Below are 23100 nucleotides of genomic sequence, written 5' to 3'. Positions count from 1 at the left end.
GCCGGGACACTGTTTTATTCGGGGGGATAGGATTAGTGGCAGTTAGCTGCTTCTCAATGCTTCGACCGGCGGCATCCGAGCTGCTTTAGCTGCCGGTTGCAGGCCTGCTAGGGCTCCTACTACTAAAGCGACTCCAAGTCCCAAACCTGCTACCTCAAGGGGAATGCGGATCGGGGTTCCCGTGAGAGTAGAGAACCCAAGTGCTGCGGCCACACCAAGAATCACTCCGCCACAGGCCCCAAGGAATGACAGTGCCGTTGACTCGGTAAGAAATTGGGCAACTATTTGTGTACTGCGCGCCCCAAGGGCGCGGCGCAGGCCAATCTCTCCTCGGCGTTCCATCACTGAAACAACCATAGTATTGGCGATTCCGACACCCCCAACAGCCAGCGCAATCCCTCCCAAAGCAAGACCGAGGGTTTCCAACATGGTGTCAGCCACGGTCCTTGCCCCACCTAAGTCCGATAATGCTGCGACCGCCACGTGGGGTGAGCCGGGGCTGGCTGCCGCCGCGACGCGATCGCGGAGATCAGCAACGCCACCGGGCGCCGACTGGACGTAAATTTGCGACCAGTCGCCGCTAGTGAGTCCGGTGGCCAAAGGATCGTTCGCAAAATGCTGGGCTGACCACTGGTCGCCAAGCAGCACGGCGGTGTTGATTCCCTCGGCAAGCTCAATTGGCGAAAGGACTCCTAAGAGTGAATACCATTCATTGCCGATCCAGAGGCGATCACCAATAGTAGGTTCACCGAGACGCGCCGCAGCTTCAGCACCAAGAACGACGGTGGGAAGTGCCCGAGAAGCCTCATCGAACCAGCTTCCCGATTCCATAGATGCGCCCAGAGCATCGTAGAGCGATGGGGTTGCAGCCGTGATACCGAGGCCGTTGGTCTCTCCCTGAGCCACAACATCGGTCCGATAGGCATGAACTGAATCGGGGATTTTCTTGAGACCGCCAACTGCCTCCACTCCGTCTTGGTGCCTAATTGCATCCACGGCAGACGCGGGGAGGGGTACTGGTTTACCGTCTGGGCCGTTGGCGGGTTGGACTACCAGTAGATTTGCCCCCATACTATCGAGCTCTTCCATGAGGGCGGCTCGGTTAGAGTCCGAGATTCCCGTCAATGCGACAAGGGCAGCCACCCCGACGGCGATTCCTATAGCGGCAAGAAAACTCCTTTGTGGTCGGGAAGCTACGCCTTGCCAGGCCACTTTCCATGCATCTAGGGGCGAGAGGTGCGAACGCTTGAGTTTAGTGGACGGCATATTCGCTACCTCGACTTTCCTGGACCGCCCCATCGAGCACGTGGAGTTTTCTCTCAAAGTGGTCAGCGATGGCCTGGTCGTGGGTGACTATGACGACTGCCGTACCCTCTTCAGCAGCTTCTAGAAGAAGGTCTAGTACTGCTAACCCTCTCTTAGAGTCCAATGCTCCCGTCGGCTCATCAGCGAAGAGGACACCAGGCCTACGTACTAAAGCTCGCGCAATGGCAACCCTTTGCTGTTCACCGCCGGACAGCTGACTAGGACGGTGTTTCATTCTGCCTGATAAACCGACACGTTCAAGGGCTGCGCGGCTTCGTTCAAGGCGCTCGCGCGGATGAACATCAGCGTACAATAGGCCCGTTGCGACGTTCTCTTCGGCGGTGAGCCGGGGGAGTAAATGAAATTGCTGGAATATGAATCCCAGACGGGTTCCCCGCATCGCGGCTCTCTCCCAGTTTTTCATGTGCGAGGTGCACTGCCCTTCGATGCGAACTTCTCCGCTGGTCGGCTGATCCAACGTTCCCAGAATACTGAGCAGCGTGGATTTCCCGGATCCTGAAGGGCCGACGATTGCTACCGCTTCGCCAGCGTTAATGTGGAGGGACGTTGGTTGAAGCGCTTCCAAAGGGGGTGGTCCAGGAAAGACTTTTCGTACAGCTTCAAGCTCTACAACAGGTACGGTCATCGTGACACCACCACATTGTCGCCTTCCGCTACATCTCCCGACAAGATTTCGGCTTTTGTGTTTGATACCCGTCCGATTTCCACAGGCACCCTCACAATGGTGGCTTGGCCATTGGCCATCCGTTTAACTTCGACAGCGTATTGTCCGTCAGCATTGGCAAGAAGCGCAGTAATAGGTACAAGGAGCGCGTCTGAGTCGCCCTCGTGGATGGCGGCAATGCGTACTTCGCCGGGCGAGGCATCCTCAATGCCTTCGGCGCGAATGATCGCCTGGGCTTTGACTTCCTCTTCTTCCCCAGTAGCAGGCTTTCCAGGAATGATGTCGGTGACTTCACCTTCCAATACGCTCCCGTCAGTGAGCTTCACCTCCACTTTTTGGCCGACCTCTATTTCCTTTTCCAAGCCAGAGGTCAATGGTGCCGAGATTTGTCTTTCAGGGGAGGTGTAGGTGGCCGGGCTCACCCCCGATTCCCCAAGCTTGCCAGTGACACGATCGATCCTTACCGGCGCAGCACTTGTTACGACGACGTCGCTGGGAAGGAACACTCCAGTCTTTTCGACTCCTAAGTCTTTCTGCCAAGCCTTCACTGCCTGCTCGGTGTACCAGTCGTATTTGTCACCGACGTAATAGTCGTAATATCCCATGTCGGCAAGGTTTTGTTGCAACTGGCGCACGTCTTCACCTTCTGAACCGACAGAAAGCTCCCGCCAGAAGGGGCGGGCCCCCACCATGAGGGTGACGGGCCTGCCTTCGTTCTCATACACCGTTGCTCCTCGGCCTATTTCCATACCAGCCTCGGGCAGACCAGTGAGCATCCCAGCAGATGCTGGCAGTGCAATGGGATCTCCATAGGAGATTCTTCCGGTGAGTTTCGTACTGGTTGCTAAGGTTCCTCGTTCTAAAGGGACGACGACCGCTTCGGATGTTCCTGACTGCTCATCGGCGCCTGCAGCTGCGGCATTCCACGGTTTCCACCAGAGCATTCCTCCCAACGCTAATGCCGTAAGTAGACAGGCAGTAACTCCGATGACTACTTTCTTTGCAGTTCTCACTGGTCACTTCCTCCGGCTTTCATGAATTCACCGAGAATCCCACCTAGATCGATATTTCCGCCGCTTCCCCATCCGAATGCATAGTTAGGCTTGAAGCAGGCTTTGAGAGCACCCCGTAATTCATCTTCGGTAACGTTTTCACCGACGAAGAATGCTCCGTCTTGAGGATCTTCCGCCCAATCGAAACCTTCGTCTCGTGCACATTTGGCAAACTCTAGTCCATCTTTTTGTGCTTGCTCTTGGAATGCGGCGAACTCTGGGTTGGATTCAGGGGAGAATTGAGGCTGGGTGAAACCGGGAATCTTTTCTTCGCACTGCCTATATATGTCCTGTAAGTCTGGGTCTTCGTTCAGATCTCGTGAGCTATCATAGGCTGCCCAAGCCTTGCCCGTACCAGTATCGATGTCTTCAATAGCAATAGGCCCCTGGGAACCCTCGTCCGATGAGCCGGCGCGTGTCATAGTAACTGATGCGCCGTCACCGCTATCTTCTATGTCAAATCCTGCATCTGTCTGTACGAGGAGAAGTCCCGAATGCTCACTTATTCGAGCTTGCGCGCCGCCCGCTTTGAGACATGACACCATTTGTGCTGCCGAGCCGGAACTATCTGTTGGCGCTGAGCTGCCTCCCGATTCAGGTGTGGGGGTTGATGCTGAGCAGCCTGTAAAAGCAAGTGCCAAGAGGGCTGCTGTCGCAGCGGCGGCAAAACGGCCTATGGATGAATGCAATGTCATTCTTTTTCCTTTCCGGTGGTTTGTGTGTCTCTACTGTGCCCCCGTGCTGGTCAAGGCTCGGTCGTGAAACACTTGACCGGTAGCTGACTGGTACCTGAGAAGATGGGAACCATGAGATTGCTATTGGTGGAAGACGAAGCCGATTTGGCGCAATCGCTGGCTGAAGGACTATCTCACGATGGGTATCAAGTCAGCGTGGCGGGGGATGGGCAAGTAGCTGTGCAGATGCTTGCAGAAACTGATTTCGACGTGATGATTTTGGACCGTGACCTTCCCCTCCTCAGTGGGGATGCGGTGTGTAGAGTCGCGCGAGCACAAGGGTTAGATGTACCTGTCATCATGCTGACGGCAGCCGCATCGGTTTCTGATCGAGTCGAGGGACTCGATTTGGGGGCCGACGATTATCTGACCAAACCTTTCGCCTATGTGGAACTGTTAGCGCGGCTAAGAGCGCTTGGACGGAGGGCTGGAAGCACCCCCACCATCACAGAGTTTGCTGACCTCCGTTTAGATACTGCTAGGCGCCTTGTTGAACGAGGCGGACGCCCCGTAGGGCTGACTCAAAAAGAATACGGCGTGATCGAATTGCTGCTGGCTGCCGGTGGGGGGTTCGTTACTGTCGATGAGTTGCTGGACGAGGTGTGGGGGTCAGCCCAGTACAACACGCGGGGAGTGGTTAAGACCGCGATCTACACGCTGAGAAAGCGCTTGGGAGAACCCGATCTAATCGAGGCGATCTCGGGCAGGGGGTACCGGTTGGTGGAGCCAACGCCATGATGAAGCAGTGGACTTTTCGCCGACAGTTAGTGACGACAATAGCCGTGGTATTCATCACCGGAGCTGCCGTTTTACTGGCAGTCCAGTACTTTACTGTTCGCGAGATTGTCAGCAGTGAAGTGTCGATTGGGACAGGGAGCCTTCCTGTATCGATCTGCACATCTGAAGACAGTGATGAGTGCATTGAAGGACCGCAGTCAGGACCCTTGTGGGGGCCTGACGAGGCTGCTCCTTCGCAGATGCCTTCAGTATCTGCCGATAACAATGGTGGAAGTGTCTCTGTGCAGATGGTGAATTTCTTCGATGAAGCCAATGCGGCGATTGCTCAACGCTTATTGCTGTGGTCAGCAGTGATCCTCGTCGTATTTGCCATCGTTGCTGTTGCCGTTGCGAATTGGTTGGCTGGGAAAGTTTTGAGGAGAGTCGCCTCCATCAGCGAGACAGCGAAGAGTGTCACGGCTTCAGACCGCAGTGCTCGACTGCAATTGGATGGCCCGAATGATGAAATCAAAGTTCTAGCCGACACTATCGACGGGATGTTAGAAAGGCTTGACGAGGCACTGGGCCGGCAAGAGCGTTTTGTTGCTGCCGCTTCTCATGAGCTGCGTACGCCTCTAGCCACCGTCCGCACTTCTCTTGAAGTACCAGCATTGCAGGGGCGTTTTCCTGAGGATGTATCAGCTTCTGTCGAGAGAGCTTTGGCCGCGAATCACAAGAGTTTGGAGCTCTTGGAAGCTCTCACTTTCTTGTCATCAGTACAACTGACAAACGACAGGCAGTATCGAGGTGATTTCTTATCTGCAGTTGGCCGCGCATTAGAAGAGGTAAGGCTCCTGGCTGAGGAAGTGGGTATTGTTATCCATTCTGCTAAGTTTCCCGCCGGTGACCCTACGGATCCGGCAGATCGCCTGGTGACTGTCGCTATTGCCAATCTGCTTCGTAATGCCGTAATTCACAACACGGTGGATGGGCAAGTGTGGGTTGAGGCTGATGAGCGGACAGTGCGAGTATTGAATACCGGTGGGGTGCTTGAGGCTTCCGCTGTGGCAGAGATGTCGCAACCGTTCAATCGAGGCAGTGAGACTCGACTATCTGGCGGTGGGCTTGGATTGGGTCTCACCGTGGTGCAGGCGATAGCCGAGCATTTTGATGGAACTTTGAATCTCGAACCCCGTGATGGTGGCGGTCTTGAAGCAAGGCTTCATTTGCGGTAGCTGTAAAAGCGGCCAGCCTGGCAGTTCTTCACGGGGTTAGCTGTAGGGGGAGGCGAAAGTGGTTTAGCACGGCTTAGGTGGAGGAATGACCCAAACGCGGGCCGTCGGTTGAGCGCTCGACGGAGGTTGCGCAGCAGGATTCGTGGGTGGATCGCCGTCGGGCACTGTGGGCGTAACTTCAGGAGGTGGTGCAGGAAAACTCATAAGACCTCGAATCTTTGTGTCAAAATATCGAACAGCTCTAGGATTTCATCTGTCATACTGATTGCTGGTGACGTGGCCCCGATCATGAGTGTCCCCGTGGGGGTGGGAATATAGGTTTCCATGATCACGGCTCTCACCAGAGGGGTATGGGGCTCTAATTCTTGGCTTGCCACTCCAAAGCGCCGTACGGCGTCGTGGCCAGATGGCAGAGACACAGGAACTGTCTGTAGCCAGTCGCCGTCTTGAACCCATTGTGGGTCAGGAAGCGACTGAGATAGCCACTCTACCGATGATAGTTCTGTATTGGAGGCTGGCCTGGGAAGAGCTGTGGCGGTCAGGGAAGCGAGGAGTACACCCTCTTCCATGGGAATGGCACATACGGAACAGAATTTGGTTCCGACTCGCCAGGCTTTGTCGGTGAGGTTGCGGGTATAGGCGGTGATGTCATCTGCGCGAGGCGCCAAGTCAGGCATGGCAGCGACCATCTCCCGAACCAGCTCACGGCACGATTGGTCGCGCGTCTCAGGGTGCAGGTCAATTTGGCGCCAATCGGAGGGAAGGGACACTGAGAAACGAACGGTACTGGTCATGGCACTTCCAGGTAGATGGGAATTTGCAGGGATTTCTTTGTCGATGTTGGGTCGCCAACATTTGTGAATGCGCGACCAGGTGGGGGTGGTATGTCAGGGCGTGTCTCTGAGCGTGAAAGTTTCAGTCCGATCAGATTGCCATGGGTGAGCTCGCTAGGGGACAACAACATCCCGTTTTTACTCTTGCGCGCCTCAACAATCCACCCCGAAAACCCTTTGCCTAGCTCGTCAATATCTCCAGCAACGACAAGGGCAGTTTTTGTGGTCGTAGCGTGAGTGATGAGCTCTCGCAGGTACAGATCTGCTGGACACTTTGCCAACAGGTGGGCGTCGTCAACAACGATGAGGGTTGGCTGTTCAAGCCCGATGTGAGGGGCTAATGAATCCTCATCCAGGTCTGCTCCGTGGAGGACGGCCACCCCTGATTGTTCCCATCCAGGGGTGGAGGGAGTCTCATTCTTGGCACTGACGAAGACGGTGTGATATCCGCGGCGGGCTCCCTCGCTTGCCAGCCATATCGCGGCGGTTGTGCGCCCAGATTTTGGAGGTCCAGCTACCAAAAAACAGGGTCCTTCCAGAGGATTAAAATACAGCGGAGCCGTATTGTCGCCGCCTATCCCAAGAAGGAGATAGTGTTCTTGGTCAGTTGGCATTGTGTGGAGGGCGACGTCGCGTGCAGAGAGTAGGCGTGGCAGTTCAGCAATGGTAAAGGGTAATCGTTCCTGCGCGGTGTTGGACCAGTGGTGGGCAATACCCGCAATCGTAGTGCTGATGTACGATTCGGGTCCCCCTTCAACGGTGATTCCTAAGCCTGCAATTTGCAGTTCGGTTGCATCTGATGACGATAGTGCCCGCCCCTGTGGCATATCGTCTGATATTTGGCGGGGGTTCGCTCCAATAGTTGAGTAATCGGATTTGTCAACCATGCGTAACATGACCTTGTCTTCTGCAAGAGTTGCCAGTTTGCTTGAGGTAGCTAGCTGCCTGTCACCAGCAACTATCAGGTGTATTCCTACTGAGGGGCCTTCTCTAAGCAGCTGAATAACTGAGTCGATGAATGCTCCACCGTCGGTTCCCTGATACGCGGAATAGAATGCCTCCCACGCGTCAACTAAAACCAGCACATCAGCAGGGGCATCATCGGAACGCAAGGCTTGGAGTGCCTGAAGTGAGGTTGTGCCGGTACTTGCCATTTCTTCTTGCCGTCTACTTAGTTCCCCCAATAATCGAGAGAGAAACTTGCGGATAGTTTCTGTTTGGTGTCGCAAAACGACTGCGCCGACGTGCGGCAATTCTTGGAGGGAAAGTAACCCGCCGTTACCACAGTCCAGTACATACATGTGCAGTTCACCAGGTGAAAAGGCATGCGCTGCGGAGACTGCGATTGTTCGTAGCGTGGTTGTTCTGCCTGATCGTGGCGCGCCGATCACGAAGAGATTACCGGAACTCACAAGATCGAATGTTGCTGGTACCTGTGCCTGCTTTTCGGGCACGTCTTGAATACCAAAGACAATGTTTTTTGAGCCTTCTGCAACGGTTGATAGCAGGGAAGCAAGCTCGATCTGCGGGGGAAGTTGTGGCAGCCATGGGCGCCGCGGTTGCGGATATTGACCTTCGACGTAAGCTTGCTTTATTGACTCCACCAGCAGTTTCAGGTCAGTCACTTCAACATCAGTAGCACCTTCTTCTTTTTCGCGTCTTGGCGGCGGGCAGCCGAGGTCATCAAAGGTGAGGGTAGTTACCATCGGTGCGATGAGTTCGTTATCTTCTGTGGTTCCGGGTGCCCTGCCCCCTACACGTGATGCTTGGAAGGGAATGAGTGAGTTTGCTCCAAGTCGGGCTAGGGCCCTGCCGGGCGTTGATTTCGAAATGTTTCCGGCTTCGGGGGAGTTGATCACATCAGTGCTTTCTGCCCCATCTGTCATCCGCAACGCGATACGCAGATTGGTGTTGGCCCGAATCTCGGGTGATATCGCACCTGAGGGGCGCTGAGTTGCCAGCAATAAATGAATCCCTAACGACCGCCCTCTTTGCGCAAGGTTCACCAAGCCAGTGATAAATTGTGGGAGTTCACGTGCCAGCGAGGCGAATTCGTCTGCGACGACCAGTAATCGCGGTAATGAGGGTAGTGCTTGTTTCACGGCAATATCTTGGTAATCCTCAAGGTCTTTTGCGCCGACTTGTGCCAGCAGGTGCTCGCGGCGTCGCAATTCGGCTCCCAATGATACTAGCGCGCGCTCAACCAGGTGGGTGTCGAGGTCGGTAACCATTCCAACCGTGTGAGGTAAGTGTTCGCAATCTTTGAACGCCGCGCCCCCTTTGTAGTCGATGAGAACAAAGTTCATTTCTGAGGGTGTGTTGGCAACTGCTAGTGAAGCAATTATGGTCTGTAAGAACTCACTCTTTCCTGAGCCGGTGGTGCCGCCAATCAGCCCGTGGGGCCCATCTTTTACCAGGTCTATGCTGAAAGGTCCGCCCAGAGATTCCCCTATAGTGGCAACGGTTGAACGTCCCCTCATGCGCCACCGGGCCAAAATATCTTCTTTTGTTGGATTCTCAAGGCTGAGTACTTCGAGCAGTCGGGACTGATCGGGAATAGTGGCTTCGTTGGTGGTTGGCGTTGAATCTTCAATGCGAGCGATTGATCGTGATACCCAATCCAGCCAGTCTGGTGTCACCAGATCTGCGGAAACTTTGGTCTGTGTTTCGCTGCGGTGTTGAGTGAGAATAGATCGAGGACCATCAACGACGAATACGGCTTCGCATTCTTCGGGAAGTACGCGTTCATCGTGGTTGAGGCAGATCGAATATATGCCGTAGCGTGGTCCTATTTTTAGGATTCGTGCCATGCCGGGCAGGGAACGCAAAGTAGCTGCTCCATCCATGACAACGACATCAACGGGTCCCACATATCGGCTAGAGTTTTGTTCTTGTGACTCTTCTATTCTTTGGTCTAAGAGTGCGTTGAGTTCAGCAATGCGCGCTGAAATCGTGGTCATTGTAGAACCAATGCGGCGCAAAGAATTTGAGGATGTGAGCGGGTAACTGTGGGGAAGCCAAGGGAAAAAACTCCAGGTTGTACTGCGTGATGCGCCTTGATTTCCAGGTGACACTAACAGATATAGGCTGAGATCAGAGGGGCTGTGGAGTAATGCTAATTGTGTGGTAATCCAGCTGCCAATGTGAGTGGCTTCGGCGGGGTTGAGGTTTCTTGAGGCCACACCAAGGACACCGACTTTGGTGAGATCAACAAATACCGGTGCGAAAGGAATTTCCCAGTACACCTCGCGCTTGTGGTGTAGTTGGTTGGGATCGTTGAGTTTGATATTCGACTTGGTTGTCGTTGAACCCAACCTGATATTCAGCCATGTTGGGTCTCCTGGCCGTCTTTCCCACAGACGCGTTGTTGGTGTCGTGGCGGTCATTCCTAATACTGTGGCATCTGGATGATCGTAGAGACGTTGCTGAGCTTCCATATCTAATGCTTGACGCGCATCAGCTTCTGTTTGGCTACGTTCTTCCTCATACGCTTTGACCATCGATAGGTAGCGTTTCTTCGTATTCTTGCCACGAGTAACGTACGCTGCCCCCAACATGAATGGCGAGAGCAGACCAAAGATCAACATTCTGGGATTGGAAAATACCAGGGCCATCACGATTCCCGTCACGAGTGGCATTACTGCCATCAGCCAGGGAAGTGGCTGTTTTTCGGGTTCATCCGGCTTGCGAGGCAGATGGAAGTCTGTTGGATTCTCTTCGGGTAGTAGGCGCGGGGGGCGCGTGTATTTAAGTGTTCCGCTCTCACTGGGTATCACTGCCGCTGAGGTTCCCCACTGGCCAGCGCCTAGTTCAACAACGCAGTCTTTGAAACCGATGTGGTGAATGCCTTGAAGCGGTTGTCCCACTCTTATCTCGGAAGAGAGACGAATCAAGGGATCATGGGCAGGAATATAGGTGGGTGTCATTGTCCCATCGGCAGCAATATTGATAACTAGGTCATCTGCACCTACATAAGGTTGTCCAACCTGAATGGTTGCCCGGGGGCTTGCTCCGATAGCAACAATTCCTGAGGAACATGCGTATATCGTTCCAGTTCCCGTACCACTGACGATGCGGACATAACTTATGGCTGGTTCGTGAGAAAGGTTCTGCCAGGCAGGTTCCGTGAAACACAGATGAGATCCTTGTCCCACAGGATCTTGGCCCTGAACTAGGGGGTATGGATATGCCCATGTTTTGCTCTCAGTAGTGATATCTCCACCTAACCGAACGCGTATTGCGTTGAGGGAATGCTCTATGTGCGTGTCTTTTGGGGTGTCGATATGAATGAGCGAGGTTGGGTGGGTTGGGGTGAGTTGCGCGGTGATGAGCAAGGGGTGTCCCCTTTGGGGTGTGGTGGTATGGATCGTAGATTACCGATAGTTCAGTAAATAGTGGTACATGTGTTCGTGGTGTCTGTCAAGGAGTTCGGTTTCTGTGATGTGCTATGACAGTGTTTTGTTTGAAATGTGGGCTTAACAGCTGAAATGGTGTTGTGTGGGTGGTAGTCTCCGAGTCGAGACCGAGCTTTCCGGTCGGTAATTAATATGTAGTGATGGTCTTGGGAGATTGTGTTATGGCTAATGTGAATGTTACGTATCAGGATTTGGAATCTGTGAGGGGCCGCCTTGAGAGTGGGCAAAGTGATATTGAGGGAAAACTGACTGAGTTGAAGAACGCGGTTGATGAGTTGGTGTCGGCGGGGTTCCAAACGGATCAGGCTTCGGGTGCGTTCCAGACTTCGTATGAAGAGTTCAATCGGGGTGCTACAGAGACTATTAGCGGGTTGGAAGGAATGCGTTTGTTCTTGCAGAAGGCTGCGGAGGCTTTTGAGCAGTTAGATAGTGAGCTTTCTTCGGCGATTAGTGGCTGATGCTGCGGATACACGTGGTCTTTGGCGGTGTGGTTGCGTAAGAACAATGGTGAGTGAGGCTAGCCTGTGGTAGATCGGTTGGTAGCAGATATAGATGCGTTAGATGACCTGGGGAATTCACTGTTTCAGGTTCGTGATCTTTTGGATGGGTTAGGGGAAAGGATTGCCGCGGAAGAAGACTCGTTAGGGTCCCCTGCTGTGATAGCAGCGGTTGGGGGTTTTGAGTCGCATTGGTCGCGGGGGCGTCGTCTTTTGCGGGGTTCAGCTGATGCTCTAGGCCAGATGCTTATTGATTCGGCTGCAACGTATGAGAGCGGTGATGCTGATATTGCGGCTTCTCTTCAGGTTGAACAAGGGAGTACTTCTGCTGTTGTCCCTCAGTATTAGGGCATCAGTGGTGGTGTGGTCCCACGCACGGTAAGAAGACACGAATAGCGGACGAAGAGGTCGAAGAGGAAGTGGTTTATGAGCCGTGGTGGGGATTGGTCGCTGGTTGGTTTAGCATCTGATCCGACTCCTGGTAGTACCCATGGAGTGGATTCTTTGGCTAGACGTTTTTGCCAGGTTGAGGACACGGCTAGGGAAGCTGGAAGCATCCTCGCCCGGGTTGATACTGCGCATGGGGTGTGGGAAGGCCACGCTGCGGAGGCTTTTTCAGCTCAGGTCAGTGACCTTCCTGCCAACATGTCTAAGTGTGAGATGGCGTATGGGATGGTAGCTGATGCACTCGCAGCGTGGTCTTCGGCTATGGATTCTTGCCAGGGGCAAGCGGATCGGGGTTTAGAGGACGCGCTTGGCGCTCAAGCAGATATTGATGCCGCGCAGGCCGCTCTCGATCAGGCGCTTGCTCACCAGTCATGGTGGCAAGGGAACCTGGCCAGTCAAGAGGAAGTGTACTGGCGGTACAAGAATGTGGATGAGCCACCATCATGGGTGGATATTCCATCAGTTCAGGACATATCTTCTGCGCGGTCCCAGGTGGCGCAGGCCTCAATGGGTGTTACGGATGCTCAATCAGCTCTTAGCGGGGCTACGTCTCGTTTTGAAGCGGCGAGAAAGATGATTCTGGCTGCTAAACAAGATTATGAGGAGGCCGCGCAAAACTTTGTTGCCAGGGTTGAAGAAGCCAAAGAAGAAAGTGTTCGCAGGGATCATTGGTGGGAGTCTGTAGCTAACAGTGAACTATGGCAAACCATCGTCACTATCGCCACCGTTGTCGGGTTTGTTGCCGCTTTCATTTTTGCTCCTATTGGGCTGGTTATCGGGACCGTTGCTGGGGCGATTCTTACCGCTGACATGATCCTGCGTTTCCTTGACGGTGAAACATCTACCCGGCAATTCCTTGCCGAAGTAGCCCTGACCTTCATCCCAGCAGGACGCATCCTCAAAAGCACACAAAACGGACTCCGCAACGCAAACAGATTCGTGAGGGGTGGTTCGCCAAAGAATCCGTTGGGTGGCGGCCGGATTTCCCAAAAAACTGGAATAAAAGGGTCTTCGAGGAAACCAAATGGTAGATCTATAGATACTGGTGGGAGCAAGGGAGTCGATGCGCAGCCGCCGGTCCGTGTAGCAAAGGGAGTTTATCGTCGTAGTGATGGGACGCTGGAAATCCGTCTGCGGCCGAAGAAGAATTGGACTCCCGAGCAAATTGCGGAGGCGAAACATAAGATTGAGCAGATCAATGCGCGAAATCCCAAGAAAATCGATGATGTTAACTCGCTCAGTCGCAGGGGAAACGCTCGCAGGCTTTGGGAAAGCATCCATGGGAAAGGTTCAGCAAGAGGAAAGGATGTAGATCATATTCTCGATTTGCAGCTGGGAGGAGAACATCATATAGATAATCTGCAGCTCTTGGATCGCAGTGTCAACCGTAGTTTTGGCTCTCAGATACACCATAGGCTGGGACATGTTGAGGAATCTGATCGTTTGGTTTTTGTTTTTGATGGGTAGGTGTGTGTTGTGGGTTTTGTGAGGTATCGGCAGTCTCGTGGTGAGGCTGAGGTTTTGGTGGGGCGGATTCGGGAGTCTTTGGATGTGCGGGGTGTGCCGGTTCCGCGGGTGTGGCTTTCTAATGGTTTTCGTGATGTGGACCGGGGGAAGTTTAAGTTGAGTGTGAATAGTGGGGGTATTCGCACGGTTCGTGCGGTGGTGTTGACGTTGTGTTTGTATGGGTATTATCGGCGCACGGTGGGGACTGCGGTGTTGTTGGAGCCGGTGGATCGGGATTTGTGGGAGATTGATTTGTCGTATGTGGAGAGGTGTTTTTTGTATCCGTATTATTTCGCGGTGCAGGCTGGGGATGAGGAGTCTGTGGGGGTGTTGGAGCCTTTGCAGGGGTATCGGCGTCGTGATTGGTTTACGGGTGAGCCGAGGCCGCTTCGTGAAGACAAGTTGAGGGGGGAGTGGTTGCGTAATCCGTTGGAGTTAGGTCTTGAGGGGTATGAGAAGAAGTATTGGCAGGATTATTACAGTGAGAAGGTTATAGATAGTTTGATGATTGACGACATCGGGCATGATATTGGTGTTTTGTTGTCGATGTGGGCTGATGGTGGCAGTGATGTGTGGCCTAGGGAGCGGATTGTGGGTCAGGTGGATCGGTTGATTGAAGCGTTACAGTCGTTTCCGGGCAGAGGCCCGTGGAGCGAAGAAAAAAGCGGATGGTGAGTGGTATGAGTGTTGTTGTTGACCAGTTAACTGGTGGTAAGGGTGGTAGGTATGTGGTTGAGCATATGCGACCGGTATTTGCTGATAATGGGTATTGTGGTGTGTCGTTGAATCAGGGTATGTTGCGGTTTCATGATGCTGAGACGGGGCCGCTGTACCGGGCTTTGGTGGGTGAGGCTTTCCCTGATTTTGCTGCGCGTGGGGTTGACGTGTTGGCTTTTGACTGGCAGGGGCGTCAGTATGCGACTGTTGATAGTGGTGGGGGAGAGTCTGATATTTGGGTGGCAGATATAGGGCGTGGAAGTATTGACGCGGTGTGTAGTGTTGAGAATTTTATTGCGGCGTTGAAAGATGATCATGCTTTTGACACTGTTTTTGAACGGGAGTTGTTAGATCAATGGCGTGGGATGGTCGGTGCTGAGAATTCGGTGATCCCTTTCGATAGTTGTGTGGCTTATGAGGTCCCGATTTTCCTTGGGGGCAGTGAGGGAGTGGATAACCTTGAGGTTGCTGATTTGGAAGTGAATTGGACTGTTGGCGCACAGATTTATGCTCAGGTAAAGGACCTACCTGAAGGTGCGTCGGTGAACTTTACCTTTGAATAGTGTTGCTTTTTGAGTGAGTGGAAGCTGGAAACAGCCGACTGAATCAGTGTTGCCCTACTCAAACGAACAAATCTTGGGACATGCATTCCCAACACGGAAGTTAAACTGACGTGGGAAGGCTGCGCGGCAGAGGCTTTGTCAGCTCAGGTGGGTTTGTTGCAGCTTTCATTTTTGCTCCTATTGGGCTGATTATCGGGACCGTTGCTGGGGCGATTCTTACTGCTGACATGATTCGGCGTTTCCTTGACGGTGAAACATCTACCCGGCAATTCCTTGCCGAAGCAGCCCTGACCTTTATCCCAGTAGGACGCATCCTCAAAAGCACACAAAACGGACTCCGCAACGCAATACGCACCCAGTAACGGGTCAGTTGAGCGTCCGGCTGGTCGGTTGCCAAGCCGTGGTGAGCCGAATTCCTTTGGGTATGACGCTAATGGGAAGCGTCTTCCGTATGCTAATAGTCGGCCTCGCTATGCGTCGGGGCAAATTGAGCAGGTATAGGACAATACTCGTGCACGGCAAATTCGGGACATCGAAAATGGAGTTCTAGATGCCCCGCCGAGACTTCCGGGAGCGGACCAGCTGTGGGTCAAGGATATTGCGGGTGAGTGGAAACTGATTGAGTGGAGACCTGGGGATCCTCGCGCTGGACTCTGGGACATGGGTCACATCCCTGAAGCTAGATATGCTAACCTCCGGGAGGAATATCTTAGCGGGAAGATCTCAAAGGAGGAATTCCTGAAAAAGTATCGCAATCCAGAGAACTATCGGGTTGAGGACCCGCTTAGAAACCAATCACATATTGATGAATAGTACGAAAATAGGAGGATGTAATGTCTTCACCGCTCTATCTGGCGGAGTATGGGACTTATGAAGAGTTTATGGCTGTCTATGATCCCGTGACAATGCCGTTTATTGTAACAGCGAGTGGGCTTGGATACCTTGGTAAGGCCCTGGCGAATCGAGATCCTGTGGCGCGGTTGGCGATTGCGAATCGTTTGCTTGATGATGGTGCGGACGCCAGCCTGGTTAGTGTGGATGGTGACCGGATAAATGTGCTTCATGTGTTGTGGGGGCGTGAGCGTGAGCGGGATGTGGAGGGTGAGGCTGCTCTCATTGGCCGGTTGTTAGATGGTGGGGCGGATATTGATCTGCGCTCCCCCAGATTCGGTCTTCCGCTGAAAATGCTTTCCAGAGAAATTTCGCCTACGCCGGAGTATTTACGGGCTGCTTTTGTTGCGGTCACGGAGCATTCTCGGCCCGACCTGACGGCACATGTTGATAATAAGCGCGATATGAGTGTGGGGCGGTCGCTTGCTCGAACGATGTTTGGTGTGATTAGTGATGAGGTTCTTGCCTATGCTGCGGCGTCTGGGCAAGATATCGACGTGGTTTCCTAGGACAAGGGAGTAGTTATGGAGTTTATTCCGCAAGCTGGTGCGTGTTTGATGACAGTGAATGCGTGGGAAGGTCGGGCCCCGGTGCGGTGGATGCTGCGTGAGTCGTCAAAGGCGCCTTATGATAATGGTTGGCGTATTATGAGTGCGGCAGATACCAGTGAGTATCTTGCAGACTCTGCGAACTGGCGTATCACTGACTTCAACGACGCTTGTGAGATTGAGCCCGCTTTGATCGGTATCTATGATCTTCCTGTTGGAAGCGATTTACAGATCGTGGTTGATGAAGAGGGGATACACATTGTCGAGACGCCAACTGGTCGTGAGTTGACACCTGACCAGATGTACGTCCCGCCAGCGTGGCGCCGCTAATCCACTGATAGCAGAGCCCAGTTTGCATGACCCGAACCTGACGCAGCCCTCGTGCCACCCGCACCGTTGGCGACGGCAATGTGTCTGAAATTGTCGCTTGTGTGAAAAGGATGGAGGTCTCAATGGCATAGTTTAGGGAGGAGGAACAGGAAATAGGGTAAGTAAGGTCCGTATAAAAATTGAGAGTGGACGCATAAAGATAGCTGAACACGGCTCCAATTTGACGGTGAGTGCCGATAACGGGGAGCATGCAGCTTATTTTTCGGCGAATAGACGATCGGGTGGGCAAGTCGTAGAGTTTAAGGTACCAAAGTGGTTTGATGATTTCGTTAAGGAAAATACGATACCTCAAATAGGCTATAGAAAGAATTCAGCGAATCAGTGTGGATTCGCACCGAAACGCGTTGATAGTACGAAGCCGGGCTATGCAGTTGAGCTACCACCTGTTTGGATAGAGTGGATAGAAGAGGTCGCTGTGTCTGGAAGAGTAGTTTAGGTCATATAGATAGATGGAGTTAGAACCAGATTATAGTGATGCGTTTGTCGTTGCGTCTGTGTTGGGTGGTGAGTTTAGCTGGTATGTGACTCCACCGGACTATTGGTGCTTGGATTATCGACGTATTTGGCGTGATGCGGATGAGCAGGAACTTGAGCAGTATCGCAGTTTTTTTGGCGATGGGTATTTTCATAATAAGGGCTCTGTTTTTGGGCCACGCGAGGATATGGTGATTCTGGATTCAAAGTCGGCACCTGTATTTCTAGAGAGAATCGCTAGAGACCGCGCATCAGTGGCGGAACTGCGTGAATGGCTGAGCATAGTTTGGCATCCACAACATACGGATGAAAATGATGATGGAATGTGGTACTGGGCGTGGCGCCCTACGTTTTATGTGAATTTTGATGAGAAAGTGTTTTATTCCTCCTATACAGAGCCTGGCTCATGGGAGCGCTGTGCGCCAGAAGGATGGAGGTCTCAATGGCATAGTTTCTTGTACTTGGTACCGGAGGAATACCGTTACTGGGTGCTGGATAGTGGGGTGAATGTATTTGCCCGTTTGGAGCATAACGAGTGGGAGGTCTCGTGTGAATAGTTCTATGACGGTTATGGTGGATCAGTTTGAAAATGAGCGGACGGGGGAGATGGTTGAGGGGGTGACGATTATCGTTGATGGTGTATTGAAGCAGTTTTTGGATGTTGTGCGTTCTCGTAGTTCTGCTTATCCGGATAATGCCACGTTGATTCAGGATGCACTTTTCCGAGGTCTGAATGACATCAAAGATGGCCTGTAGGGCAAGGCATTCACCAAGGAGACAAATTGAGAAAGATTTTGAACCTCTCGTCGATGGGCGTGTCAAGAAAATAGATTGGATGTTCTATCGAAGTCCTGTGACAGGAAAAGTGGGGCCGACTGGTCCCTTACGTGAGTATTTGGATCGCCGAGGAATCGGAGTGATTGAGGTGTCAGGTGCGGGGGTGCTGTAATGGTTGATTGGGATGGGTTCGAGGTTTTCGCGCCTCGCGATCTGGCGCGTGTGGGGGAGGTGAGTGGACGCCAGGCGCGGGCTCTGTTTCGGTTGCGGATGGGCTTGTTGAATGAGCGCATTAACGAGCTAAAGGGGTTTGCGGCTCGTAACGAGTTCGTTTTGGATGGGCCTGATGTGAAGTGGTCTGGGTTTGGTTCCGTCCTTTTTGAGAGGATGGATTCATGGCAGTGAAGTATGAGCAGTCGTTCAAGGATCGCGCGGTGCGCATGGTTCTGGATCGATTGAACGATGATGATGCGGAAACCCGGTCGGCGGTGATCCGGGAGGTCGCTCCACGGTTGGGGGTGGCCAGGGAAACGCTGCGTAGGTGGGTGAACCAGGCACTGGTGGATGAGGGAAAACGCCCTGGTGTTTCCACTGAGGAGTCCGCTGAGATCCGCAGGTTGAAGCGGGAAAACGCTGAACTGAGAAGAGCTAACGAAATCTTGAAGACAGCGTCAGCGTTTTTTGCAGCCGAGCTCGACCGCCCCCGGGCGAGATGATCGCGTACATCGACCTGTATAGGGATCGTTTCGGGGCCTGGCCGGTCTGCCGCACCCTGTGTGCAACAGAGGGCGGGTTCATCACTTCTAGGGGTTACCGGGCCGCGAAAACGCGTCCTGTGTGTGACCGGGAAGTGCGCGACAGCGAGTTGATACCCGTGTTGCGTGAGGTTCATGCTCGCAACTATGGGGTGTACGGCAAACGCAAGATGTGGCATGCGATGCGCCGTGAGGGTTGGGACATTGGCCGGGAACAAACCGGCAGGCTCATGCGCAAAGCGGGCTTGTGTGGGATCCGTCGGGGCCGTAAACCCATCACCACCTGCCGGTCTAAAGCAGTGGACACTCGCCCTGACCTGGTGGACCGGGACTTCACCGCTGTCGGCCCTAACCGACTGTGGGTAGCGGACATAACGTACGTGCGGACCACTTGGATTCTATTGGTGGTTGCAACACTGAGGATTCAGGAGTTGTGGTGGCTGAACGGAAGTACAGTGATGAGCAGAAGCAGGCGGTTTTAGCGGCGGTTGAGCGCGGATCTACGGTTCGCGCCGCTGCGGTCGTTGCCGGGGGTCTCTCCCAACGCGGGTTAACGGTGGGTTAAACAGGCGGGCCTTTCGACATCGCGGGGCTCCCCGAGAAAGTACACGACAGAGGAAAAGGGAAGCATTTCTACAGCAGGTCGGGGAAGTGAGAAACGTCTCGCAGGTTGCGCGGGAGCTGGGGATTAATCGAGTGACTGCGTACTCGTGGGCGCATCGCGCTGGCATTTTCACTAGCGATGATGCAAATGAGAGGAAGAAGGAGTTCTTCCGGTTGCGCCAGCAAGGCGTAGGGCGTGTTGAGGCTGCACGTCGGTTAGATATCGAGGCTCATCAGGCCTCGGATTGGGATCGTGGGATCCACTCGTTTGCGAAAGGGCGAATCTATCCTGATGGTCGAGTCGTTGTTTATAACCAAGACGAGATACTGGCTAATGTGAGAAGACCAAGAACCACGTGGGCCCAGGGCGAACACATTGCTCTAGAGAGGGTCGAGCAAGTTATTGATTCGCGGTATTTGAGCTTGATTGAGCGAGAACACATCAAGGATCTTCAAGTCCAGGGACTCTCGATCCGTAAGATTGCTTCGTTTCTGGGGCGGCCGGCTTCAACTATTAGTCGGGAACTGCGTCGTAACGCGACCAGTAAGGGAGAGTACTTGCCTTACACGGCGCATCGGTTTTCGGTCAAGCGTCGGTTTCGACCAAAAACAGCCAAACTTGCGGTTCCGGGCCCGTTGCAAGACTACGTCAGGGCTAAGCTTAAGAAACGGTGGTCGCCAGAGCAGATAGCTCATCGGCTGCGCAAGGATCATCCCGATAGTGAGGAGATGAGAGTGTGCCCAGAAACCATTTATCAAGCGATCTACGTCCATGCTAAGGGTGAGTTGAAACGCGAGCTTACCGCCCCACTGCGCCGAGGTCGAAGCGGACGAAAAGCACGCAAGAATGCAGCAAAACGAACTGCTAGATTTGTTGATGAAATGACCCCAATTGCCCAGCGTCCCAGTGAGGTTGATGATCGGGTGCTGTCAGGACATTGGGAAGGTGATCTGATTACCGGCACCCAGAATCGTTCAGCTGTGGCGACCTTGGTCGAACGCAATACTAGATACGTCGTGCTGGGTCACTTACCAGATGATCACGGCGCCCAGTCGGTGCGTGAGAGCCTTGTCCGCAGCTTAGAGCCCCTACCACAACAGTTGCGCCGCACTTTGATATGGGATCAAGGCGCGGAAATGGCAGAACATAAGGCTTTCACTGTCTGCACCAACATTGATGTGTACTTCTGCGACCCTGCTTCGCCCTGGCAACGCGGCACGAACGAGAACACCAATGGCCTCTTACGTCAATACCTCCCCTAAGGCGAAGATCTTCGCCAGTTCACACCAGACCAACTCGCCTTGATCGCCGAAGAACTTAACACTCGCCCCCGAAAATCCTTGGACTGGGACACCCCAGCCGAACGATTCTCTGCTTTACTAGAAGCCACATAAGCAAACCCGTTGCAACGACCCCTAGAATTCACCGAGGGTACGTTCCGGGCACCGATGCTGAGGTCTATCGGCTACACGTGCGTTTTTTACAAAGACCATGTCCCAACCTGAGCTCGTGCAGCATCCTGGGCGACGTAGTTGGTGCTGGGGCGGTATACACCGTATGTACGGTTCTATGGCCCCGTACTTGGGAATAGGGGAGGTCCAACCGCCTCACCAGAATCCGAAGAGCCGGTTTCATCGCTCAGTGCGCTGGGAAGTGAGAACAAAATGCAGAACATAACATCCTGTGTTCTGCAGAGCGCGTGGAGCGGGCGACGGGAATCGAACCCGCATGACTAGCTTGGAAGGCTAGGGCTCTACCATTGAGCTACGCCCGCGTGTCTTTTGGACTCGTCAATAATAGCGTCAAAATCCAAAATGGTGAAACTGAGATGTTCGGAATTCGAACTCTTCATTTAAGTGTGGCTACTGAAAGCTAACGGAAGCTCGACCGTATTCGCCGCTCCAAATTACTTCCAGGTCCGAGGCATCTTTGGCCATAAAACAGGCCGTATATGCCAATGTTTTTCCATCTGAAAGAGGAAGATTTGGCATGGAGGAATATCCCTCGGCACACTGGTGGAGGCGCTCTGACTGCTCACCTCCCGATAGCATGTCAGTCATAAACATCACAGTTTCAACTGTATTTCCCGTGTTGTTGGAAACCTCGACCTTGACCTCGAGTGGTGTGTATCCGGTCTTGCCATAATACTCTTGATCAAATTCGTCGAGTTCGAAGCTTTTTGGAGCAGAGATCGTGACTTCCAAGTTGTCATCCCAGACGGCGGTGTCCCCGAAAGAGAGTTGAGACTTCTCAACGTCTATATCACTTGGAGGGGTCCAGGAATTTGTTGATGAACTCAAAGGAGAAGTAGACGTCACAAGATTTTCAGCATCCCGGATAAGGCGTTGCCCGTGGGCCATCATTGCTGCCCCAGCAAGGAACATGGCGATGCTAAGCCCAAGCACAACCCATACCCACGTTGGATGGGGGCGCCGTGAACCATTGTGGATGGAGGATGGTGCTGGCGCTTGAAAGTCACCTGGCATATTGGGGGAATGAGGATATGCCATGGGCGGTGGGGGCGGTGAAGGCTTCGGTTGACTACCGTACGGGAAACGTGCTGCATTATTGTTTTGCTCCATGAACGCTCCTTCTTGTGCTAGATTACATGGGCTTCCAGCATAGACATGAGTTTCGGGCTCACTTACCGGTAGGTATGTCAGCATGATAACGGATGCACTGAGGTAGCAAAATGTGTACCAAGAATCAGTACAATAGTGCGATGCGAATCGAGCATCTAAAACCTGAAAAGAATGAGCCTCGCCTCGAAAGATTTGCCCGCACTGTGGAGATGGGCTTCAACGGTGGTGAGATAAGTGACGTGGAGCTCTCGCGCACCGTGGGACTCATGGTAGATAACAATGCGGATGTGACGGAGGTATTTACTGACGGCTCTACGAACCCTGATCCGAAGATGACAGCTGCACCTGAGGGGACTTTTGTCACGTTCGAAGGAACAGTTAATCTTGGAACCACGCCGATTCGAGCAGCAGAAATTACCGCGGTGTCCGTGCGTCCCACATCTAAGCGACAGGGCATATTGCGTGCCATGATGACCGACAATCTCGATCGTGTAGCTGACGAAGGCTACCGAGTTGCACTCTTGACTGCGTCGTCTGCTGCTTTATATGGCCGTTTCGGATTCAAAAATGTTGTCGAAGTGTCGACCGTAAAAATCCACCCATATCCCAGGTTTGCTTTGCGGGACGGGAGTACCGAGAACGTACATATGGTGTCAATGGAATGGCTCTTCCCACAGATGCCAACCATTTTTGAGGCATTTCACAAGATCACTAGAGGATCTGTGAGTCGCTTCGAAGGATTCTATGGGTTGGCGAAGTACTTAGATGATGCGGGAAAACCTGATCCGAAATATCGTGGGGCCATTCACTGCGATGAGCAGGGAGCTATTGACGGCTACGTCGTCTACTCGATTGCAGATGAGACGAAACTTGCAATCAAGGATTTCATCACGCTTACACCGGTTGCTGAAATAGCATTATGGGCATTTTTGGGGAGCATCGAATGGCTTGATGAAATCCGGTGGGACGGTGCGCCAAAGGAGTGGCTGCTTCCAGAAGCGTTAGTGGATCGACGTGTAATCAGAGTCGAGAGCCAGTCAGATGCGCTCTGGGCACGCGTCCTCGACGCCCACATCCTCGAAAATCGTCCGTATGGCACAGACGGAGTATTCCGTTTATCTATTGACGACCCGATGGGGTATGCCAGTGGCGATTTCCAGCTTGAGGTATGTGATGGGATTGGGACTGTGACTGAGGCGAAGGGCGGTGTCAAAGTATCGGTACAGGCATTAGCAGCATTGGCATTCGGGTCAACAGCCCCCAGTACCCTTGCTGCAGTGGGGCTTATGGATAGCGACGCGGACCTTTCATTGCAGAAACTGGATGCGCTCTTCTCACCCCAAGGGTTAGCGCGCTTTGATTCCTGGTTCTAG

Annotated in this window: 25 protein-coding genes, 1 tRNA gene and 1 pseudogene; 19 read left to right on the top strand and 8 right to left on the bottom strand. The window is 53.3% G+C overall.

The annotated features are described in order from the left end of the window. Positions 1–42: 42 nt before the first annotated feature. The 4 genes from FYJ24_RS07460 to FYJ24_RS07445 are packed head-to-tail and all read right to left on the bottom strand — an operon-like array spanning position 43 to position 3737. Positions 43–1266, bottom strand: coding sequence for an ABC transporter permease (locus FYJ24_RS07460; protein WP_206192581.1), 1224 nt, complete (start codon positions 1264–1266; stop codon positions 43–45). After that, on the bottom strand, positions 1253–1951 hold the full coding sequence (locus FYJ24_RS07455) for an ABC transporter ATP-binding protein (RefSeq protein WP_154545105.1): 699 nt from the start codon (positions 1949–1951) through the stop codon (positions 1253–1255). Before FYJ24_RS07455 ends, FYJ24_RS07460 begins: the two co-directional genes overlap by 14 nt. Beyond that, a complete protein-coding gene (locus tag FYJ24_RS07450; RefSeq protein WP_154545103.1) occupies positions 1948–3003 on the bottom strand; it encodes a peptidoglycan-binding protein in 1056 nt (351 codons plus the stop codon). Before FYJ24_RS07450 ends, FYJ24_RS07455 begins: the two co-directional genes overlap by 4 nt. Further along, positions 3000–3737, bottom strand: coding sequence for a hypothetical protein (locus FYJ24_RS07445; RefSeq protein ID WP_154545101.1), 738 nt, complete (start codon positions 3735–3737; stop codon positions 3000–3002). Before FYJ24_RS07445 ends, FYJ24_RS07450 begins: the two co-directional genes overlap by 4 nt. A 111-nt stretch (positions 3738–3848) precedes the next feature. Between FYJ24_RS07445 and FYJ24_RS07440 the strand changes: the two genes are divergently transcribed. Further along, positions 3849–4514 (top strand): response regulator transcription factor, encoded by a 666-nt coding sequence (locus FYJ24_RS07440; RefSeq protein ID WP_154545099.1) that lies wholly within the window; start codon positions 3849–3851, stop codon positions 4512–4514. After that, positions 4511–5728: a sensor histidine kinase gene (locus FYJ24_RS07435; protein WP_154545098.1), complete on the top strand. Its 1218-nt coding sequence runs from the start codon at positions 4511–4513 to the stop codon at positions 5726–5728. The genes FYJ24_RS07440 and FYJ24_RS07435 overlap by 4 nt, the downstream gene beginning before the upstream one ends. Before the next feature lie 200 nt (positions 5729–5928). Here the strand turns inward: FYJ24_RS07435 and FYJ24_RS07430 are convergent, their stop codons facing one another. Together FYJ24_RS07430 and FYJ24_RS07425 are read right to left on the bottom strand one after the other, a co-directional pair. Next, positions 5929–6522 (bottom strand): hypothetical protein, encoded by a 594-nt coding sequence (locus tag FYJ24_RS07430; protein WP_154545096.1) that lies wholly within the window; start codon positions 6520–6522, stop codon positions 5929–5931. Further along, positions 6519–10895, bottom strand: coding sequence for an FtsK/SpoIIIE domain-containing protein (locus tag FYJ24_RS07425; protein ID WP_154545094.1), 4377 nt, complete (start codon positions 10893–10895; stop codon positions 6519–6521). Before FYJ24_RS07425 ends, FYJ24_RS07430 begins: the two co-directional genes overlap by 4 nt. Positions 10896–11137: 242 nt before the next feature. On the opposite strand from FYJ24_RS07425, the gene FYJ24_RS07420 reads away from it, so the two are divergent. The 16 genes and pseudogenes from FYJ24_RS07420 to FYJ24_RS07345 all read left to right on the top strand — a co-directional run bounded on the left by FYJ24_RS07420 (position 11138) and on the right by FYJ24_RS07345 (position 20539). Next, complete coding sequence (locus FYJ24_RS07420) at positions 11138–11434, top strand: WXG100 family type VII secretion target (RefSeq protein WP_154545092.1); 297 nt, start codon at positions 11138–11140, stop codon at positions 11432–11434. 66 nt (positions 11435–11500) lie between these two features. Beyond that, the gene (locus tag FYJ24_RS07415) at positions 11501–11821 is read left to right on the top strand and encodes a hypothetical protein (protein ID WP_154545090.1); all 321 of its coding nucleotides are present in this window, start codon (positions 11501–11503) and stop codon (positions 11819–11821) included. Between the two features lie 78 nt (positions 11822–11899). Further along, entirely contained in the window at positions 11900–13387 is a 1488-nt protein-coding gene (locus tag FYJ24_RS07410) for an HNH endonuclease signature motif containing protein (protein ID WP_154545088.1), read from the top strand. Between the two features lie 9 nt (positions 13388–13396). Next, positions 13397–14101 carry a hypothetical protein gene (locus tag FYJ24_RS07405; protein WP_154545086.1) on the top strand — a complete coding sequence of 235 codons (705 nt, stop codon included), beginning with the start codon at positions 13397–13399 and terminating at the stop codon, positions 14099–14101. Between the two features lie 5 nt (positions 14102–14106). Further along, positions 14107–14706, top strand: coding sequence for a DUF1851 domain-containing protein (locus tag FYJ24_RS07400; RefSeq protein ID WP_154545084.1), 600 nt, complete (start codon positions 14107–14109; stop codon positions 14704–14706). Between the two features lie 110 nt (positions 14707–14816). Continuing rightward, the gene (locus FYJ24_RS07395) at positions 14817–15068 is read left to right on the top strand and encodes a hypothetical protein (RefSeq protein ID WP_154545083.1); all 252 of its coding nucleotides are present in this window, start codon (positions 14817–14819) and stop codon (positions 15066–15068) included. A gap of 160 nt (positions 15069–15228) precedes the next feature. Further along, positions 15229–15519, top strand: coding sequence for an HNH/ENDO VII family nuclease (locus FYJ24_RS13560; protein WP_404814707.1), 291 nt, complete (start codon positions 15229–15231; stop codon positions 15517–15519). Positions 15520–15539: 20 nt separating this feature from the next. Next, positions 15540–16106: a hypothetical protein gene (locus FYJ24_RS07385; RefSeq protein WP_154545079.1), complete on the top strand. Its 567-nt coding sequence runs from the start codon at positions 15540–15542 to the stop codon at positions 16104–16106. 15 nt (positions 16107–16121) lie between these two features. Continuing rightward, complete coding sequence (locus FYJ24_RS07380; protein ID WP_154545077.1) at positions 16122–16475, top strand: immunity protein Imm33 domain-containing protein; 354 nt, start codon at positions 16122–16124, stop codon at positions 16473–16475. A gap of 509 nt (positions 16476–16984) precedes the next feature. Beyond that, complete coding sequence (locus FYJ24_RS07375; RefSeq protein WP_154545075.1) at positions 16985–17566, top strand: hypothetical protein; 582 nt, start codon at positions 16985–16987, stop codon at positions 17564–17566. Beyond that, positions 17559–17765: a hypothetical protein gene (locus FYJ24_RS07370; RefSeq protein WP_154545073.1), complete on the top strand. Its 207-nt coding sequence runs from the start codon at positions 17559–17561 to the stop codon at positions 17763–17765. The genes FYJ24_RS07375 and FYJ24_RS07370 overlap by 8 nt, the downstream gene beginning before the upstream one ends. Continuing rightward, positions 17743–17958, top strand: a complete 216-nt coding sequence (locus FYJ24_RS07365) for a hypothetical protein (protein WP_154545071.1) — start codon at positions 17743–17745, stop codon at positions 17956–17958. Before FYJ24_RS07370 ends, FYJ24_RS07365 begins: the two co-directional genes overlap by 23 nt. Then, the gene (locus tag FYJ24_RS07360; protein WP_154545069.1) at positions 17958–18191 is read left to right on the top strand and encodes a hypothetical protein; all 234 of its coding nucleotides are present in this window, start codon (positions 17958–17960) and stop codon (positions 18189–18191) included. The genes FYJ24_RS07365 and FYJ24_RS07360 overlap by 1 nt, the downstream gene beginning before the upstream one ends. Next, a complete protein-coding gene (locus FYJ24_RS07355) occupies positions 18182–18502 on the top strand; it encodes a transposase (protein ID WP_154545067.1) in 321 nt (106 codons plus the stop codon). Before FYJ24_RS07360 ends, FYJ24_RS07355 begins: the two co-directional genes overlap by 10 nt. Before the next feature lie 134 nt (positions 18503–18636). Then, a complete protein-coding gene (locus FYJ24_RS07350) occupies positions 18637–19023 on the top strand; it encodes an IS3 family transposase (RefSeq protein WP_206192580.1) in 387 nt (128 codons plus the stop codon). Between the two features lie 295 nt (positions 19024–19318). Next, positions 19319–20539: pseudogene (locus FYJ24_RS07345) on the top strand (IS30 family transposase). Positions 20540–20845: 306 nt separating this feature from the next. On the opposite strand, the gene FYJ24_RS07340 reads toward FYJ24_RS07345, so the two are convergent. After that, a tRNA-Gly gene (locus FYJ24_RS07340) sits at positions 20846–20919 on the bottom strand. Between the two features lie 88 nt (positions 20920–21007). Further along, positions 21008–21727: a hypothetical protein gene (locus FYJ24_RS07335; protein WP_154545063.1), complete on the bottom strand. Its 720-nt coding sequence runs from the start codon at positions 21725–21727 to the stop codon at positions 21008–21010. A 140-nt stretch (positions 21728–21867) separates the two neighbouring features. On the opposite strand from FYJ24_RS07335, the gene FYJ24_RS07330 reads away from it, so the two are divergent. Continuing rightward, positions 21868–23100, top strand: coding sequence for a GNAT family N-acetyltransferase (locus tag FYJ24_RS07330; protein ID WP_206192579.1), 1233 nt, complete (start codon positions 21868–21870; stop codon positions 23098–23100).

The sequence above is a fragment of the Scrofimicrobium canadense genome, assembly GCF_009696615.1.
GTDB lineage: Bacteria > Actinomycetota > Actinomycetes > Actinomycetales > Actinomycetaceae > Scrofimicrobium > Scrofimicrobium canadense.
This window is presented reverse-complemented; position numbering and strand designations above follow the sequence as displayed.